General features: G+C 51.9%; 13 protein-coding genes. 7 read left to right on the forward strand and 6 right to left on the reverse strand.

Annotation, left to right across the window (positions count from 1 at the left end; translation table 11 throughout):
- Positions 1-272 (reverse strand): HmpF-related protein (locus H6F80_RS05900; RefSeq protein WP_518523529.1); only part of this gene is annotated, 272 nt, incomplete at its 3' end.
- Positions 273-1,277: 1,005 nt separating this feature from the next.
- Here H6F80_RS05900 and H6F80_RS05905 point away from each other — a divergent pair.
- The 6 genes from H6F80_RS05905 to H6F80_RS05930 all read left to right on the forward strand — a co-directional run bounded on the left by H6F80_RS05905 (position 1,278) and on the right by H6F80_RS05930 (position 12,189).
- Entirely contained in the window at positions 1,278-2,555 is a 1,278-nt protein-coding gene (locus H6F80_RS05905) for a response regulator (protein WP_190790664.1), read from the forward strand.
- Between the two features lie 281 nt (positions 2,556-2,836).
- Complete coding sequence (locus tag H6F80_RS05910) at positions 2,837-3,202, forward strand: response regulator transcription factor (RefSeq protein WP_190790665.1); 366 nt, start codon at positions 2,837-2,839, stop codon at positions 3,200-3,202.
- Positions 3,203-3,378: 176 nt separating this feature from the next.
- Entirely contained in the window at positions 3,379-3,516 is a 138-nt protein-coding gene (locus tag H6F80_RS05915; protein WP_190790666.1) for a hypothetical protein, read from the forward strand.
- 62 nt (positions 3,517-3,578) lie between these two features.
- Entirely contained in the window at positions 3,579-4,136 is a 558-nt protein-coding gene (locus H6F80_RS05920; RefSeq protein ID WP_190790667.1) for a chemotaxis protein CheW, read from the forward strand.
- A 53-nt stretch (positions 4,137-4,189) separates the two neighbouring features.
- Complete coding sequence (locus H6F80_RS05925) at positions 4,190-7,072, forward strand: methyl-accepting chemotaxis protein (protein ID WP_190790668.1); 2,883 nt, start codon at positions 4,190-4,192, stop codon at positions 7,070-7,072.
- 68 nt (positions 7,073-7,140) lie between these two features.
- The gene (locus H6F80_RS05930) at positions 7,141-12,189 is read left to right on the forward strand and encodes a hybrid sensor histidine kinase/response regulator (RefSeq protein WP_190790669.1); all 5,049 of its coding nucleotides are present in this window, start codon (positions 7,141-7,143) and stop codon (positions 12,187-12,189) included.
- Between the two features lie 10 nt (positions 12,190-12,199).
- Here the strand turns inward: H6F80_RS05930 and H6F80_RS05935 are convergent, their stop codons facing one another.
- From H6F80_RS05935 to H6F80_RS05955, 5 genes are all read right to left on the reverse strand, one after another.
- Positions 12,200-12,853 carry a TraX family protein gene (locus H6F80_RS05935; RefSeq protein WP_190790670.1) on the reverse strand — a complete coding sequence of 218 codons (654 nt, stop codon included), beginning with the start codon at positions 12,851-12,853 and terminating at the stop codon, positions 12,200-12,202.
- A gap of 99 nt (positions 12,854-12,952) precedes the next feature.
- Complete coding sequence (locus H6F80_RS05940; RefSeq protein ID WP_190790671.1) at positions 12,953-13,873, reverse strand: ROK family protein; 921 nt, start codon at positions 13,871-13,873, stop codon at positions 12,953-12,955.
- Between the two features lie 9 nt (positions 13,874-13,882).
- Positions 13,883-14,761 carry an ABC transporter permease gene (locus H6F80_RS05945; RefSeq protein WP_190790672.1) on the reverse strand — a complete coding sequence of 293 codons (879 nt, stop codon included), beginning with the start codon at positions 14,759-14,761 and terminating at the stop codon, positions 13,883-13,885.
- Between the two features lie 253 nt (positions 14,762-15,014).
- Complete coding sequence (locus H6F80_RS05950; RefSeq protein WP_190790673.1) at positions 15,015-15,269, reverse strand: hypothetical protein; 255 nt, start codon at positions 15,267-15,269, stop codon at positions 15,015-15,017.
- Between the two features lie 133 nt (positions 15,270-15,402).
- Positions 15,403-16,578 (reverse strand): M20 family metallopeptidase, encoded by a 1,176-nt coding sequence (locus H6F80_RS05955; protein WP_190790674.1) that lies wholly within the window; start codon positions 16,576-16,578, stop codon positions 15,403-15,405.
- Between the two features lie 477 nt (positions 16,579-17,055).
- On the opposite strand from H6F80_RS05955, the gene H6F80_RS05960 reads away from it, so the two are divergent.
- Positions 17,056-17,199 (forward strand): ATP-binding cassette domain-containing protein (locus H6F80_RS05960; protein ID WP_190790675.1); only part of this gene is annotated, 144 nt, incomplete at its 3' end.

The raw sequence follows: 17,199 nt of genomic DNA on the forward strand, positions 1-17,199 counted from the left end.
TTTGCTTTTTCTTGCAAGCGAGAGAAGTTTTGCAGGATGCTCACGAGTTGGCGACCTGCTTCAACATGACGCTGAATTTGCTTGCTTGCGGTCAGGTCAAGCATCACAAGCACACCAGCATTGTAAGAAACATCATCGGTCGCAGAGATAATCTCTTCGCCCTGCACCGGACTCCAGCTCTGTTCGCTCTTCTGAACAGCTAATAGCTTGAACTCTGCCTTTCCTGCACCAATAACCCTGGCTTTTCTAACAACTTCTGCTAAGTACAGCACGCCAACAATCCCCTCTTTAACCTAAGACTTGACTCAATTTCAAAGCTGTTTGCTTATATGCGTTCGATTGCTCAGAACTTAGAATTTCTGCTTCACCTCATAATTTCTAGTACAAAATTAGCTACAGCATTCACAGCTTAGTCTGTGCACTAGGGGCGATGAGGTCAACCCTGAGACAGGGAAAAACTCCTGCACCCCAGTTAGGAACCGGAAAGGATTTCTACAGCACTGATAGATGCAGCAGCTATCTCTAAGGGTGGCTCAATTCGTAGTATGCGGAATGACATCCCAGAATGCGCCATATCAAGGACGAATCCTCCTGCCAACAGTCAAGGATAAGTCAATCTTGAGGAAACACAGGAAAAGGGATTCTAAATCTCCCGTTTACTGTAGCATTATCGCTTTCCTCAGTCGCATCCCTAACCTGTTCAAAAAGCTCATCTACGGCTGGTTAAACTCTGCTGGTTAAACTATAAAATCTAGAATGCCCCGGAACATTAGGACTACAACAAACTGAACTAAATTTACCCTGCCCTTTTATAACCCCGGTTATATAAAGAAATTCCTCTCTTTTCCCTTGGCAGCAGCAAGCTGATGGTTTTGGCTGGAACTGAGGGAAACCTAATGTTTAGGTATCGGCGAAGTGATAGGCAAATTTGATTTTGCAAAATTAAACCGCAAATCTTCAATCAGGCGAACTGCGAATAAAACAGCGGGGCAATAGAGATGAAGTCAACCTGCAGTTCCTTATCCCCGCCCGACCCGGCTGAAGAGAAACTGCTTTATTGCAAGAAGAAGCCATGATAGCTGTGGGCGATCGGACTCAATCAAGGGAAATCAAGCGATCGTAGACGCAGGAGAGCAGATGCAGGAAGATGAACGAGGATGCGTCAGGGGCAGGCATACGCAAGACAGCCTTACCGCATCCTCCAGGCGGTCAAAACTCGATACAAAAGCGATACAAAAAGTCGATCCAGAAATGGAACAGGAGACGGCCAAGGCTGAATGCAGGGAAAGTTAAGCGAGATTGATATTCGGAGCATTCTTCAGCTTGTGGAGCTGGGGCAACGGACGGGTGAACTGCTGGTCGAACCTTATGGGACACCAGGGCTAAAAACCTCTCAGCCGTTATCCTGGCTTGTTTTCTTCGTCAACGGCAAGATTGTTTACGCCGGAGACAGCGGCGGTGACCTCACCCGGCTGCACGACTATCTACGGCGATATCGGCAGCCCACGCTGGATTTATTTCCCGAATCGACGATCGCGACCCTGAACGCGCCCGAATACGGTTACCTATGGATGCTGCTTGAAAATCACGCCGTCACGCCAGCCCAAGCTCGCAGCATTATTCAGGGCATGGTGCATGAAACGCTGTTTGATCTGCTCAGCCTGCACCAGGGGTCTTTTGTGTTTGAGATGAGTCCTGCCCTTGCCCCACAGCTCACCGCTCTGGAAATCGCGCCCTTGATTGCTCAGATGATGAAGCAGGTTCAGGAGTGGAAACAGTTTTATCCGCATCTTTCGTCTCCTGATTACTATCCAGTGATTGTAGACCCGGTCGCACTGCGAAAAATGCTAACCGGGGCTTCTTTCGATTTGTTAGAACGCTGGGTAGATGGCAAAACCTCGCTGCGGCAAATGGCACGTTATCTGAGCCGAGATATTGTGACTGTCGCAAGGGCAATCTATCCCTATGTGCAGCAAGGGCTTGTGCATCTGACCAGCCCGTTTGCTCCGCAGTCCCTTAAAGGGAGGAGCACCCCAAATACGCTGCCTCAAAACCCCTCCCTTCTTCAAGGGTCCTTGGACAAAGTTCCCCGCATTGTTTGCATCGACGACGGAGTGACCGTCCGAAAAACTGTTGAGGAGATTCTCAATCGCTACGGTTATGAAGCCAGCTCGATCGGCAATCCGCTAAAGGCACTGAGCCTGCTGTTTTACCTTAAGCCTGACCTGATCCTGTGTGATATTGCCATGCCTGAGCTAGATGGCTACGAAATTTGTGCCATGCTGCGGAGTGCGTCTGCTTTTCGCGAAACGCCGATCGTCATGCTGACTGGCAAAGAGGGATTTATCGATCGCGTCCGGGCAAGAATCGTGGGTGCAACAGATTACCTGACCAAGCCCTTTGGCGAAGGGGAACTGCTGATGCTGGTCGAAAAATATGCGGGTGCGGGTAACCCGAATCGTCTCAAGCCCGATACGCTGCTAGCACAAGATTTGCAAGCTGCTCTGGAAGCCGATCGTCCTCGTAGCTCGTCTCACCTCAATCGCCTCATCTAAATCACGTCAAATCCCTCAAGTTCAGTTGAACATGAAAGCTCATTGAATCCGACGGATGAAGACGGGGCAAACAGGGCAGCAGTGAATCAATGCAGCAGTAAATGATTGTAATGAATGCGTTAGAAGCGTAGGTTTTAGATTTTAGATTTAATGAAATGAATAGAGGAAGGTTGAAAAATCAGTAGGATGAGAAATCATGCGTCTAGCGATTTAAACTTTTAGATATTTTTCATTTAGATATTTGTCTTTGCCATTACCGTTGAGGGTCAGTCAGAAGCAATATGAGTAAAATTTTGGTAGTTGAAGACAGCGTATCCCAACGGGAGATGATTAGCGACCTGCTGCGGAAAAGCGGGCTGGATGTTACGGTTGCCAGCGACGGTTTAGAGGCACTTGAGAAGATTCAGGGACTTTGCCCTGACCTTATCGTTTTAGACATTGTGATGCCCAAGATGAACGGCTATGAAGTCTGCCGTCGTTTAAAGGCAGATCCCAAGACGCAGAATGTACCTGTTGTGATGTGTTCGTCAAAAGGAGAAGAGTTCGACCGCTATTGGGGAATGAAGCAGGGAGCCGATGCCTATATTGCTAAGCCATTTCAGCCGACCGAGCTAGTGGGTACGGTAAGGCAGCTTTTGCGGGGCTAGCTTGCTGGAACTAAGACTGATCCGGAATCAGTGATCGATCGATGAAAACTTTAGTGAGCGAATGGGTCGAGTAATCCAGTAAGCAGATGAGTGAGTGGATGAGTAAGCCACAACCCTAAACGTAGTAAAAGACGCGATACAAAGCACTTTTCCCAATGCGGCAACGGGCAACCCCGATGGTTGAAATCTCAGAAAATTCTCTCTTGCGGGAAACTGCTTTAACAGAAGAATACAGAGTAAATTGCGCGATCGCGGGCTTGTTAGATGTGCTGCAAAAGCCAGGAAATCTTGAACAGCATGATATAGAAATCTGAGAGCGGGGTAGGTTAAGAATGAAGGTCATTCAGCAATTTCCACAGGGTAATAGGTCAAGTGCATGATCGGAAATCCGGATTTCTTGACAGGCAGAGGGCAGGATCAGGCTCCCGAGCTCCAGGAGCTAGATAGTCCTGAGGGTGAGCTGCATTTGCGGTTTTTTGTTGCCTCTGGCGCAGAATTTGCTTTACCCGCAACGGGAATCCGGGAAGTCATTGCTGCGGCGCCCGATCGAATTACGCCCATCCCTAACGTTTCTCCTTTACTATTAGGAACACTAAATGTCCGGGGTCGCGTTATCTGGGTTGCAGACCTGGGGCAATTTTTGGGCGATTCGACTTCGCTCAGCACCGATCGAACCGAGATCTCGGTCATTGCCATTGAAGATCAAGACGCCATGTTGGGACTGGCAGTCGATCGCATTATTGGAATGGACTGGCTCGACATCGACGAGATTCAAATGCCTAGCAATCTGCCTGACAGCATGGCTCCTTTTTTGCGGGGAGAGTGGGCGATGGCAGGAGAAGCCGATTCCCCACCAGGGAGAACCGCTTCGCAGCACAACTTGAGATTGCTCGATCAAGTTGCAATTTTACGATCGGCACGATGGGCAGCATAATGAGCGGCATAATCGGCGACAAATCGGTTTTGAACGGGTAGGAGAAAAGGCACATGGCAGCAAGCACGCACTCAGAGAAATATAAACAAGCTGAACGCGCCTATATGCTGGGCAGCTATGAGGAAGCTGCATCGATTATCGATCGGCTCGTGGCAGATTATCCTGGCGATCCAAACGTCCGCTTGCTGCGAGGGCACATCTACTGTTACGGCTTACAGCAATACGAAGTTGCAAGAGAGCAGTATGAATCCGTCCTCCAACTCACCAGCGATGAGGAGTATGTCAACTACGCGCACAACGGCTTAGCCTATGCCGAGCAGTTTGCCGGACCGCCGGAGCCGTCTTCTGGCAAGGGGGCAGGAGTGGCTGGCTCTCCAGACCCGCTAGAGTTTTCGGATCGTAGTTTTACAGATGATCCTGCCTTTGATGATCCTGCCTTTACCGATATCGATCACGAGTTTGTCAGCACGATTGATATGGCTGCCTCACCTTTCCAGAGTGAGGAAGTGGGCGATTATGTCTTAGAAGAGACTGCCCCTCACACCTGGCAATCAACCCCTGAAGCAAATAGCTTTGATGATTTTGACTTTGCCGATCTAAACCTCGATAGCACCGAAGGCGTGGAAGGCGCAAATCAGGCCGCCCAGACTTTCCATCAGGACTTCGTGACGGATCCGTCATTGGATTCCTCGTTTGATAATGCATTTGCTGCCGACCCCAATCCTTTTCTGGCTGCCTCTGAGAGCGAAGACGATTTTTTCGCAGACTCTGATAACCCGTTCGAGAGTAATTCTGCCGCGAATCCCTTTGCTCCGCCTGCGTCGGCTGCTTCGCTCCACGAGTTCGATGAAGCGGCATTTGACCTGAGTGATTTTGAAGACAGCAATTCCCCGATCGATCCCCTTCCGGCGGCTGATTCTAATACGCCTGGCTACCCTCAGCGACCCTTTGAAGATGAAACGCTGTTTATGGGCGACAGCAGCGTCTTTCCTTCCCCTCAGCAAGGTTCGGCAGACATTGATGCAACCTATGGAGTTCCTGAATTTGCATTAGCTGAAGACAATTTAGAAGAACAAACGTTTGTGTCTGGTGCAGCGTTTTCGGACACTCATTCGCCCGGAGCAGACTTTGCCCTGGATGACGAATTCAACGACCCGGATTTTGCGGCAAGCAGTTCGTCCTCTTACTCGGCTTCGGTCAACGGACGCAGCAGCATTGATTTCCTTGATGAATTTGACGAATTTGATGACCTGGGTAGTCTGCCGGATTTTGATTTGTCTGATAACTCGGTTGACTTCACGAGTCCCTCGATCAGCATGACTTCTGGCACTGCTGCGACTCCAACCACCAGCAGCGTTGGTTTCGATTTTGCCGATAGCGGTGATCAATCTGTGCTCCGGGATGACGATATGTTTCCCCTGTCGGGAACTGCAGAAGCCATGCCTGCGTTCACTCCGGCAGACAATCGGTCGCTAGAAGCCGATGTCACCGTCGAGCAAGGCATCACCGCTCCGCTCGAAAATGCCGCACTAGATAAGAAAAAGTGGATCGTGGCAGGCACCACGGGAGTTGTCTCGATGCTAGCGGTGGCTGCCGTGAATTTTATCACCGCCTCGACCATTCCCCAATCGAATCGCCCTGCGGTGGTACCCTACCTGGCGACAGCAGGCTTGGCAATGAGCGCGACTGCAGGAATTGCTGGGTTTGGGGTTGCGTCAGCGTTAAGCGGGGTTTTAACTCGTCAGATGAAGCGCAGCGTTTCCGATTTGCAAGCGCAATTTGATGCGGTCACGGATGGCAACCTGAGCGCAAAAGCAACGGTTTACTCGGAGGACGAATTTGGTCAGCTTGCCACTAGCTTTAACCAGATGGCGCGGGTTATTCTAACCACGACCAGCGAGGCACAGCGTAAAGCAGAAGAGCAAGAGCAGGCAAAGGAAGACTTGCAGCGTCAGGTGATTCGCCTGCTGGACGATGTGGAAGGAGCTGCCAGAGGAGACTTGACGGTGCAGGCTGAGGTCACGGCAGATGTGCTGGGAGCCGTGGCAGATTCCTTTAACCTGACCATTCAAAACCTGCGCGAAATTGTGCAGCAGGTGAAAACTGCCGCTCGTCAAGTGACGAAGAGTTCGACTGAGAATGAAATCTTTGCCCGATCGCTTTCTTCCGATGCATTGAGACAGGCAGAAGAACTGGCAGTGACGCTCAATTCGGTGCAGGTGATGACCGACTCGATTCAGCGGGTGGCAGAAAGTGCCCGTGAAGCCGAGGAAGTGGCGCGATCGGCATCTTCTACTGCCTTGAAAGGTGGCGAAGCAGTGGAGCGTACCGTATCCGGCATTCTGGAAATTCGCGAAACAGTGGCAGAGACTACCCGCAAAGTGAAGCGACTAGCAGAATCTTCGCAGGAAATCTCCAAAATCGTCGCTTTGATCTCTCAAATTGCCTCTCGGACAAACTTGCTAGCTCTCAACGCCAGTATCGAAGCCGCGAGAGCCGGAGAAGCAGGACGGGGATTTGCGATCGTCGCTGATGAAGTGCGTCAGCTTGCTGATCGAGCCGCAAAAGCCTCAAAGGAAATCGAGCAAATCGTGCTGCAAATTCAAAGCGAAACCAGCTCGGTGATGACTGCTATGGAAGAAGGTACGCAGCAGGTTATCGAAGGCACACGACTGGCAGAGCAAGCAAAACGATCGCTGGAAGACATTATTCAAGTGTCAAACCGGATCGATGTGCTAGTGCGATCGATTACAGCAGATACGGTAGAGCAAACCGAGACTTCTCGTGCCGTTGCTCAGGTCATGCAATCAGTAGAACTGACGGCTCAGGAAACTTCTCAGGAAGCACAGCGCGTCTCTGGATCACTGCAAAATCTGGTGGGTGTTGCCCGCGACCTATTAGCTTCGGTGGAACGATTCCGCGTAGAAAAGGTCTAACTGCGCCAGCCCAACGCCTAAACCCCCTTACTTACCGTTCATCGTTTTCCCCTTACTAGGAAAAGGCTATGCTGCCGGAACAACAACAGCGCATCATGGGTTATTTCATTGAGGAGGCAAAAGACCACCTCAATACGATCGAGCAGGGCTTGATTAACCTGCAAGCGACGATCGAAGACTCGGAAATGGTGCATGAAGTCTTTCGGGCGGCTCACTCGGTGAAAGGGGGAGCAGCAATGCTCGGCCTGGCAGGCATTCAGCATGCGGCGCATCGCCTAGAGGACTATTTCAAAGTTTTGAAAGAATGTCCCGGTGTTAAAACGACTCAGAAGCTCGAAACGCTTTTTCTGCGAGTGTTTGATACCCTGGCTGCACTGATCGAACAGCTTCAGGGTCCATTTGGTTTAACCGAGGACAAATCGGCTGAGTTAATGGCGGCAGTTGAGCCAGTGTTTGCCGAACTGAGCCAGAGCCTCAGCCTGATTGTGAGCCAGACAGGGGCAACGCTGCCAGAAGACGTGGAGCTGGATGCACCTGTGTCACTAGCTGCACCAGAGCCATTACCCATTCCTCAGCCTGCGGTTCATTCAGAGTTGCGCTCTGCCCTAGCCGCCCAGGAAGAAAGCGCAATTCAGCTCATTTTCCAGAGTGATGTTCCGGCTCTGCTGCGTCAAATGCTGCAACTCTTCAAGCAGCCCGATAGTCCCCAAACGCGAGAGCAGCTTCAGGGCATTTGTGAGGCTCTGGGTCAACCTGGAGAGCAGCTTGATCTGCCCGACTGGTGTGACCTGCTCCAAGAAGTCAAACGATCGATCGCCTGTCTTGAAAATACCTACCGTGTCCTTGCTCCGGTTGTGATTAAAGAAGTCAAGCAGGCACAGGAACTCGTTCTTGCAGGACGATCGATCGAAATTTCGCCGAGTCAGAACTTACTAGATCTGCTGCCGCCCGAAACCAAGTGGGACAGCGAGGAAGAGCTGGAGGCAGACTTCTCAGCCTGGTTTGACTCAGATGAGGAGGTTGCCGTCCTGACTGACACTGTTTTATCTGAGCTGGATGTGGAAGTGCCCGTTTCCCTAGCAGGGGCAGGCGTAGCAGGACAAGACGATGCCGCTGACTTCCAGGCGAACCGTGAAGACCTCCTGAATGAACTGTTCTCCAGCAATTCGGTGTCTGACGCTGCTGTTCACTCGGCTCAGGAGCAAGCAGACTTCAGTTTGTTTGAGGTCGATCAGCCTGATGGGGTGTTGGGGCGATCGGGACCAGAAGTTGGAGCTGCTGAGCTAACTTCACTAGCAGATTTGTTTGATGCAGATTTTAGCGCACCGCTTCCCAATGAGGTGGATTGGACAGACGCTTTTGATGAATCATTTGATTCGCCGCTGAGCGAAATGGATACGGTGCTTGAGCTGGGGGATGAGGCAAACGGACTCACTGATTCGTATCAATCGCGGGCACAGAACAAGTTTGAACCGGACGAGCTTGAACTGGACGAGCTTGAACCCGAAGAGAATGAGGCGTTAACCCTGGATGAGGGCGATGATGACCTGTCTGCCCTGTTAGAAGCAGCAGAACCATTCAACTTGACGAATTCAACTGAAAATTTCACTGAAACAGCTTTACCCAGTTTGGAAACCGAACTGTTTGCTAATTTAGAGCAGGAAACGGAAACTGGATCGGTGATTTCTGGTTTTGCCGAACTAGAGTCCCTTTCGGAAGACAGCCTCGATCGCGGCTTTGAGGCGCAGCCAACGCCATTGCAAACCGATACGGAAGAGGCATTTTTAACCTCTGTTTTTAGCGACTTCGATCGCGTTGGGGAATCTGCTGGCACTCTGTTAGATGCCTTCTCGCTCGATGCCTTTTCGCCCTTGTCGGATGGTGCAGAAAACCAGGCAGCGGAACCTGAATTTTTTGAATTGTTTGGGCTCGAGTCGTCTGATGATTCGATCGAACCTGCTCTAGAACTCCCTGATGAAGAGAATGACGGCGATCGAATGACCGCAGATTTCGACAACCTGTTTGGGCAGGAAGAACTCCTAGAAGTGCCTGATGAAGGCGATTCAGAACCCAGCTTTGCTGAAAATTTTGCCTTCGATCGTACAGAGCCGAATGCAGTAGATCGGGCAGCCCCCGACGGCTTTGCAGATTTATTTTGGGAAAATACGCCGCCTTCTATCCAGCCTGAGGAGCTGCTTCAGTCTGAAGATCCACCTTTTGATGCGGAAGTCTCCACCGATCTTTGGTTGGATCCAGACGATTCGTCTGGCTTGGCGGAACTGAATTTGGCTGGGCTAGATTTGGCTGAACTGATAGAAAACGAAGAGCTAGAAGGCGAAGAACTAGAAAACGAAGAGCTAGAAGGCGAAGATTTGGCGGCACTCGTAGCGGGTGATTTGACCTCTTCTGAAGTCTTCTCTGAAGGATCTGCTGAGCTGCCTGAGATGTTTAGCCTGGAGCAGGAAGACTCAGAATTTGATCTTAGCCCGACAGAAATAGAGCGATTGGTTGAAACGCTAGACGAGCAGCCAGATGAGCAGCCGCAATTTCACCAGGAGATTGATTCGGCTTCTTTGCCTAACCTCTTCGACAGCACCCTGGTAGAAGCTGATGGGAATGCGATCGAAGAAAATATCGAAGAAAATTTTGATGATCTAGAAGCACTGCTGGCAGCAGAGGAAATGCCGCCCTCCGACTGGGCTTGGGCAGAAGCCGCGATCGAAGTCGAACCCTTAGCGGTTGACGGCAATGAAAGCAATCCTGGCGACGTTCTCAGTGATATTTCAGACCTTTCAGTTTCAGATCGCCTCGTTGAGGATGAGTTTGCTGATTTAGAAGCCCTGCTCGATCAAGACCTTGACGATAGTCCGATGGCTGCTCCGATGACTGCCCCGATTTCTCGCTTAGAGGATTCCGGTGCACAAAACGCAGACGAATTTGCCGATCTGGAGGCTTTGCTTGAGGATAAGTCGTTCACTGCTCCGCCTGAAGTGGATGTGCCCATTTCCAACCTGCCGATCGCTCGATTGCCTGCTGAAGATGAGTTTGGCGATCTCGAAGCGTTAATTGAGAACGTGGATCAGGTGTTGGGGGTCGGGTCTTCTCTGGTGCGAAAGACAGCCAGCACTGCGAACCGCCGACCGAACCGCCGCAATGTGCTGAAAGAGCAAACGATGCGTGTTTCGGTAAAGCACCTCGACAACCTTAATAACCTCGTTGGGGAAATGGTGGTCAACCGCAATGGACTGGAGCAGGCACAGGAGCGATTGCGGCAGTTTCTCGACAATTTGCTGTATCAGGTACAGCAGCTCAGCGATGTCGGACAGCGGATGCGCGATTTGTATGAACGATCGCTGCTAGAACGGTCATTGCTCAGCAGTCGTCGCGGCTATTCTGCAACTGGAACAGGGTCGGCTCCTTCGCAAACTAGTCATGCGATCGGGGTTAATTTTGATGCGCTGGAGATCGACCAGTTTTCGCCTTTCCATACGCTGTCGCAGGAAATGATTGAACTCATTGTCCGGGTGCGGGAAGCTTCTTCGGATATTGACTTTGTGGTTGAGGAAAGCGACCAGGTGACGCGCAATTTCCGCCAGATTACCACTCAACTTCAGGAAGGGCTGACGCGATCGCGAATGGTTCCCTTTGCTCAGACTGTTGATCGGCTGCCGCGGGGAGTGCGGGATAATTCGTTGAAATATGGCAAGCAGGCAGAGCTAGTGATCGAAGGGCGCGAAACGCTGATTGATAAAATGATCGTTGAACAGCTCAGCGATCCGATGACGCATCTGGTTAATAATGCGATCGCCCATGGCATCGAAACCCCGGAAGAACGAATCGCTGCCGGAAAATCACCCACTGGGCGTATTATGGTTCGGGCATTCCACCAGGGAAACCAGACGATTATTTCAGTCAGCGATGACGGAGCGGGCATCAATCCTGAAGGGGTGAAGGCAAAAGCTCTGGAACGAGGACTGATTACGCCAGCAGAAGCGAGAGACTTATCTCGCCTGGAAATCTACGACCTGTTGTTTCAGCATGGCTTTAGTACCGTCGATCAAGCCGATGATCTGCGTGGGCGAGGCGTGGGGTTGGATGTGGTGCGAAACAACCTGAGTGAGATTCGCGGTTCAATCACGATCGACTCGGCGATCGGCAAAGGCACGACGTTTACGATTCGTCTGCCGCTGACGCTCAGCATCTCAAAAGCTTTGTGCTGCATTAGCAATCGTGCCCGGATCGCCTTCCCGATGGATGGCATTGAAGATATGTTTGACGTTCCTAAAGATCGTCTTCAGACCGACGATCAGGGAGCTTCCTACGTCCCCTGGCGCGATATGGTGCTGCCGTTACAGCCGCTTTCAGATTTGCTGCGCTATAACCGCATTCTAGGACGAGGCAGCGTTTACGGTGGAAATCAGGAAGACGATATGGTTTCGATCGTTGTGCTGCGTAGTGCCGGAACATTGCTCGCGCTCCAGGTGGATCAAGTGCTGGGCGAACAGGAAATTGTAATCAAGCAGCTCGAAGGTCCAGTGCCCAAACCGATCGGGGTTGCCGGAGCGACAGTGCTGGGAGATGGACGGATTATGCCGATCGCCGATGTTCTGGAGTTAATCGACCTCTGGCAGGGACGTATCCGCCGTGAAGCAGGCACGACCCTCTGGGAGCGAGAGCGAGGGCCGATCGTCGAGGAAAGCACTAAGGCTGAGCCAACCGTTTTGATTGTGGATGACTCGATTACTGTCCGCGAACTGCTGTCGATGACCTTTAACAAAGTAGGCTATCGCGTTGAGCAAGCCCGTGACGGTCAGGAAGCCTGGGAAAAACTGCGAGCTGGGTTGCCCTGTAGTTTAGTGTTCTGCGACATCGAAATGCCCCGCATGGACGGACTAGAACTGCTCTCGCGGCTTCAGAAAGACCCTCATTTGTGCGAACTGCCGATCGCAATGCTGACTTCTAGAGGAGCCGATCGCCATAAGCAAATGGCAATTCAGCTTGGTGCAAAAGGCTACTTTACCAAGCCCTATCTCGAAGAAGTTCTGCTCGATGCGGCTCAGCGAATGCTGCGTGGGGAAGTGTTAGTCAATGGAAATTCGACCAGCACCGCAACCTGAACACGATCGATTAATAGCGGCTCAGCGTTTGCTGTATGGCATACAGAGCAACCATGTGCCCCGGATAAAACCAGTAAAACCAGCGGGCGCGTTTACCCTGCTGACTGCTTGCCATTACGAAGAAGACGGGGGCTGCGATCGCCGGAACCTGAGCAATTCCCCAACTTGGCTCAACCAGCACCAGCCCAAAATGAAGCAGCAGCCAGGCTGTCCACCAGCGAGCGGTTGGCTCAAAGTATCGAATCAGGGCGATTAGCCCAATGCCATAAAAGCTGTAGTCTACCGGAATTGCGTGTGCTAGAGCGGCTCCCCCAATCCAGCAGGGAATCTGGAGATACGGGTTTAATCTAGCGACTCGCAGGCAAACTAAGCCAATCGCCAGGGTAAACAAAATATTCCACTGGTCGTTTGCGCCGTTCAGCAGCACCAGATTGTATAAAGGCTGAGTCAGTACTGCCATTACCAGGAGCCGCAGCAAGTATTTCCAAAAGTTGCGCGTGTGTGCCTCGCCCTGCACCAGCAGCCAGCAAAATAATGGAAAGCTATATCGACCGATAAACCTGAGGATATCCACGCCCGGGAAAAAGACCACGCCGACGTGATCGATCACCATGAGCAGGGCTGCTAGCAGCTTGATTTGATAGTTCGTGAGCGATCGATTCATGGGCGAGGGGTTGCAGTTCCCGGTGCAGGGTGAGCGGTGAAAGGTTGCAGTTGCATGACTGTCCTCTGCGTCACTGTCATCCTACTCGATCGCCCCTGATCAGGCGTTAGCCGTGTACTTTTGCCAGGCAAGCTTTGCGGCTCCCACTATCCCTGCCTGATTGCCCAATTCTGCCGGAAGGAGCCGAAGCCCTGCCCGTGACGAAGGCAAAACCCGCCGTTCCAGCTCTGCCTCGATCGTCGGAAAGAAGAATGCTGCGCTGGCACTCACCCCACCCCCAATAATCACCGCTTGAGGCGTGAGAACATAAACCAGGCTGGCAATTCCCGCACCCAAATCGCGCCCGTATTCCTGCCAGAACTGAATCGCCGATCGATCGCCTGCCGCTGCCCTTGCGCCCAGCTCATCTGGTTCTAGTCCGGTTCGGCGACGAATTGCCCGCACCGAAGTATATTGCTCTAGCGAACCGCGATTGCCGCTATTGCATTCAGGTCCATCGGGGTTTAGCGTAATTAGCCCCAGTTCACCTGCTGCGCCGTCGTGACCCACAAACAGCTTACCGTCCAGAATGATTGCGCCACCCACGCCCGTTCCCAGCGTTAGGATGATGACGTTGTGAAATAATTTGCCTGCTCCCAGCCAGAATTCTCCCAGTCCGGCGCAGTTGGCATCGTTTGCCAGAATTGTGGGACGATCGGTTTTGGCTTCCAGCCAGTCGGCTAAAGGAATATCGCGCCACCCGTCTAGATTAATTGCCACTCGTGCAATGCGTCCGGCTGCGTCTGCGGGTCCGGGTGTGCCCAAGCCGATCGCTATCGCCTCACGACTGGGATCGACAGACTCGATCGCCTCCACTAGTGCCAGCAAAACCGCTTCAGGCGTGGCAGGCTGAGGAGTGGGTACGGTAAGCGACTGAAGACAAGTTCCTTTCCAGTCAAATCTACCGAGTTTAATTGCCGTGCCGCCCAGGTCAATACCGATCACCTGATCTGCTGTGGAAATGTCTGTGGATACGTTCATAGAAGAGTACTATTCCTGACGCGATCGTGGGTCAATCAGTTCGTTTAATCCTTCCCCCAGCAGCGACAAGCCAACCACCAGCAGCGTCAACGCCAGTCCCGGAAACAGAGCCGTCCACCAAATTCCGGTGGGCAGGGCATCTAACGCCTGCTGCAAATCACGCCCCCATTCGGGTATATCTTCGGGCAAGCCCAAGCCCAGGAAGCCTAAGCCGCCCAGCACCAGTACTGCATCTGCCGCATTGAGCGTAAACAGCACCGGAACACTTTGAATCACGTTGAGAAACAAATAGCGCGTCAGCACCCGCCAGGTCGAAGCCCCCATCGATCGGGCTGCTTCAATAAACAGTTCTGTTTTGACGCTAACCGTATGATTTCGCACCACTCGGTAATATTGCGGCACATAGGCAATGCTGAGGGCGATCGCCGCATTCCATACGCCCCGCCCAACCACAAACGCCAGCGTCACCGAGAGCAATAATCCAGGCAGGGTGTAGATTGTATCCATTAAAAATAGCAGTGTGCGATCGAGCCTGCCGCCCAGATAGCCGCTCACCATACCCAATGGCACACCAATGAGCAGACTCAGCAAGGTTGCCAGCACCACCACCTGCAACGCCGCCTGAGTGCCAAACAGCGTTCGCGAAAACACATCATAGCCCTGCCGCGATGTGCCAAACCAGTGTGCTGCCGAAGGAGCCTGATGAGTCGGATTTGTCAGCCCTTCTAGTGGGTTTTGCAGCCAGCCCCAGGATTGCAAAAGCGGCGCGAACAAAGCTGCCAAAATAAACGCCAGCGTAATCACCAGCCCGATCGCCATAAGCTGAATCGACAGGCGCGGATACTGGGATAACCGCAGGCCAAAGCGGCGGGATTTGGTTAGAGTCATGACACTTGGCGCGATCCAATCAGGATAGAGAGCAGGAAGATTACCCCTTGGGGGAACTGCGAAGCAACCGCAGTATTCCGTATTGTCCCTTATCTCGCTGCAATTTCTGCTTCGATCTCAATTGCGACAAGACTTTCGATCGCTGTGGTTAGCTGCTAACCGCTTCTTGGCTCGTCTTGACTCGTCTTGATTCGTTCTGCCCTCGCCTGAATAGACGCTAATCAGACTCTAATCCCCACTGAAATCGATCGAATTACAGCTCGTCTGGCGTGTCAGGAGCAACTTCAATGCCTCCCGTTTGGATAACCGTCTGCTGATCGGTGATTAGATCGCTTAAAGAAGAAATTTCTACGCCGATTTGACGACAGGCTTGCTCCAATGACTGTTGAAAGCGAGAAATGTTTTGGCCGTAGCCGCAAAGCTCAGCAGCCACCGTAACGCCCTGCTCTGCGTTTGCTTTAGCGCAGTCAATCAGTTCAATTCCGGTAAGGGGTTGGGATGCAGCCATAGTGACTGAAGGGTAAACAGTTCAAACCAATTTAGCAGGGGCATCTGGGAGCGATCGTCTATCTAGCGCGGCATTTATATCGGCACAAATCTACTGGCACAAAAATCTCCGCACCAAATATCCGCGCAAATCATCACTCGTACCAATATTTGTAAGCCGCATACGCCATCGTGACAACCCCAGTGACGATCGCCGCTTCGTTGACCTGAAACTGCGGGTGATGCAGGGGGTAATTAGTGCGATCGGCAAAGCCAACTCCCAGTCGAAACATTGTGCCAGGCGCGTGGTTCAGATAGAGCGCGAAATCTTCTGCTCCTAGTGACGGCTCCATTAAAAGCTGCACTCGATCGCTGCCCCAAGCTTCCTGAGCGGCGTCCTCGACGATTTTGGTCAGGTAAGGGTCGTTTTGCACCGAGGGAACGCCGTGACGGTAGCTTATTTCATATTTTGCTCCGTACGTCTGACACACATGTGACACAATGCCCTCGATCCAGCTTGGTAACGCAGCACTGGTTTCGGGATGAAGCGATCGAACCGTTCCCAGCAAGCGTACCTGATCTGCAATCACATTGGGTGCACGTCCGCCGTTAATTTGTCCGATCGTCAGCACCACGGGACGCAGCGGATTTTGGGTACGGCTGATTGCCTGTTGTAAGCTCGTGATGACTTGAGACGCAATCCAAATCGCATCGATCGCCTCGTGCGGACGCGCCCCATGTCCAGATTCGCCAACAATGGTAATTTCCAGATCGTCTGCTGCCGCCGTGAGTGCGCCATAGCGAATGCCAATCGAACCGCCGGGAATCGTCGGAAATACATGAGTTGCCAGAATCGCGTCAATATCTTCCATCACGCGATCGCGAATCATCCAGCTTGCGCCTTGAGCAGTTTCTTCGGCAGGCTGAAACAAAAAGCGAATCGTGCCGGGAAGCAGTTGCCCAAGCTGGGACAAAATCATCGCCGTGCCCAGTCCCACCGTGGTATGGACATCATGACCGCAGGCGTGCATAATTCCGGGTTGATGGGAAGCAAATTCCAGTCCGGTTCGCTCCTGAATCGGCAGGGCATCCATATCTGCCCGAATTCCCAGCAAACGAGAATCGGTTCCATCTCCGCTTAAGTGACCCACAACGCCCGTTTTGCCGACCAGTTCCTGAACGTGCAGCCCGCAGGAAGACAGAACTCCTGCCGCATAAGCTGCTGTCTGATACTCCTGACCGCTTAGCTCTGGATGGCTATGCAGATGCCGACGAATTTCAATCAAGCGAGGAGCAAGGCGATCGGCGATATCTTTAATCCGGCTAAGCATTGATTCAGGCAGGAGGGTGCTTTTACCTTATGATAAACAGTCTTTTACCCTTTACAGAACTTTACATATGACTTCACGATGGGGAAACAGCTGTAGACAGTCATCGTTCGAAGGTGCCTCAGGGTGTCCTGAGGGTGTCCTTAAGAGGCGATCGGCTTTAGCCACGCAAGCATTTCAGAAAAATCGCAGTATGGTCAGTCAGACGTGCTATAAAAACTACAGTAAGTACAGCGATAAAGTGGGAATTAATATAATAAATAACAGTTAAATAACAGTTCACTGTGGTGCATTTCATTGTGGTGCATTGTCCTGAATCTGAGCGGGCTGAATGGGTCGAGCCTGGTGCTGGTCGGTTCGAATCAAAAGCAGTGCGATCGTCGGACAGGCATTGATTGCTTAATTATTTTGCTGGATTGTTTGTTTGCTGGATTGTTTCTGGATTGCTCTCCCCCAATTTCATAACAGAGGTCAGTTGTCGTGGGAATTGTTGTTGAAAAGGTATCCAAAGGATTCGGTGACTTTCAGGCAGTCACGGAAGTGAGTCTGGAAATCAAAACTGGCTCGCTGGTTGCTCTGCTAGGTCCTTCGGGTTCCGGGAAGTCAACGCTGCTCCGGTTGATC

The sequence above is a fragment of the Leptolyngbya sp. FACHB-711 genome, from assembly GCF_014695615.1.
Classification (GTDB): Bacteria; Cyanobacteriota; Cyanobacteriia; order Elainellales; family Elainellaceae; genus Leptolyngbya_A.

Coding starts and splice junctions, on each gene's coding strand:
- H6F80_RS05955 (WP_190790674.1), bottom strand. CDS start 16,578: ATGCTTAGCCGGATTAAAGATATCGCCGATCGCCTTGCTCCTCGCTTG.
- H6F80_RS05915 (WP_190790666.1), top strand. CDS start 3,379: ATGGTTGAAATCTCAGAAAATTCTCTCTTGCGGGAAACTGCTTTAACA.
- H6F80_RS05905 (WP_190790664.1), top strand. CDS start 1,278: ATGCAGGGAAAGTTAAGCGAGATTGATATTCGGAGCATTCTTCAGCTT.
- H6F80_RS05940 (WP_190790671.1), bottom strand. CDS start 13,873: ATGAACGTATCCACAGACATTTCCACAGCAGATCAGGTGATCGGTATT.
- H6F80_RS05950 (WP_190790673.1), bottom strand. CDS start 15,269: ATGGCTGCATCCCAACCCCTTACCGGAATTGAACTGATTGACTGCGCT.
- H6F80_RS05930 (WP_190790669.1), top strand. CDS start 7,141: ATGCTGCCGGAACAACAACAGCGCATCATGGGTTATTTCATTGAGGAG.
- H6F80_RS05945 (WP_190790672.1), bottom strand. CDS start 14,761: ATGACTCTAACCAAATCCCGCCGCTTTGGCCTGCGGTTATCCCAGTAT.
- H6F80_RS05925 (WP_190790668.1), top strand. CDS start 4,190: ATGGCAGCAAGCACGCACTCAGAGAAATATAAACAAGCTGAACGCGCC.
- H6F80_RS05935 (WP_190790670.1), bottom strand. CDS start 12,853: ATGAATCGATCGCTCACGAACTATCAAATCAAGCTGCTAGCAGCCCTG.
- H6F80_RS05920 (WP_190790667.1), top strand. CDS start 3,579: ATGATCGGAAATCCGGATTTCTTGACAGGCAGAGGGCAGGATCAGGCT.
- H6F80_RS05910 (WP_190790665.1), top strand. CDS start 2,837: ATGAGTAAAATTTTGGTAGTTGAAGACAGCGTATCCCAACGGGAGATG.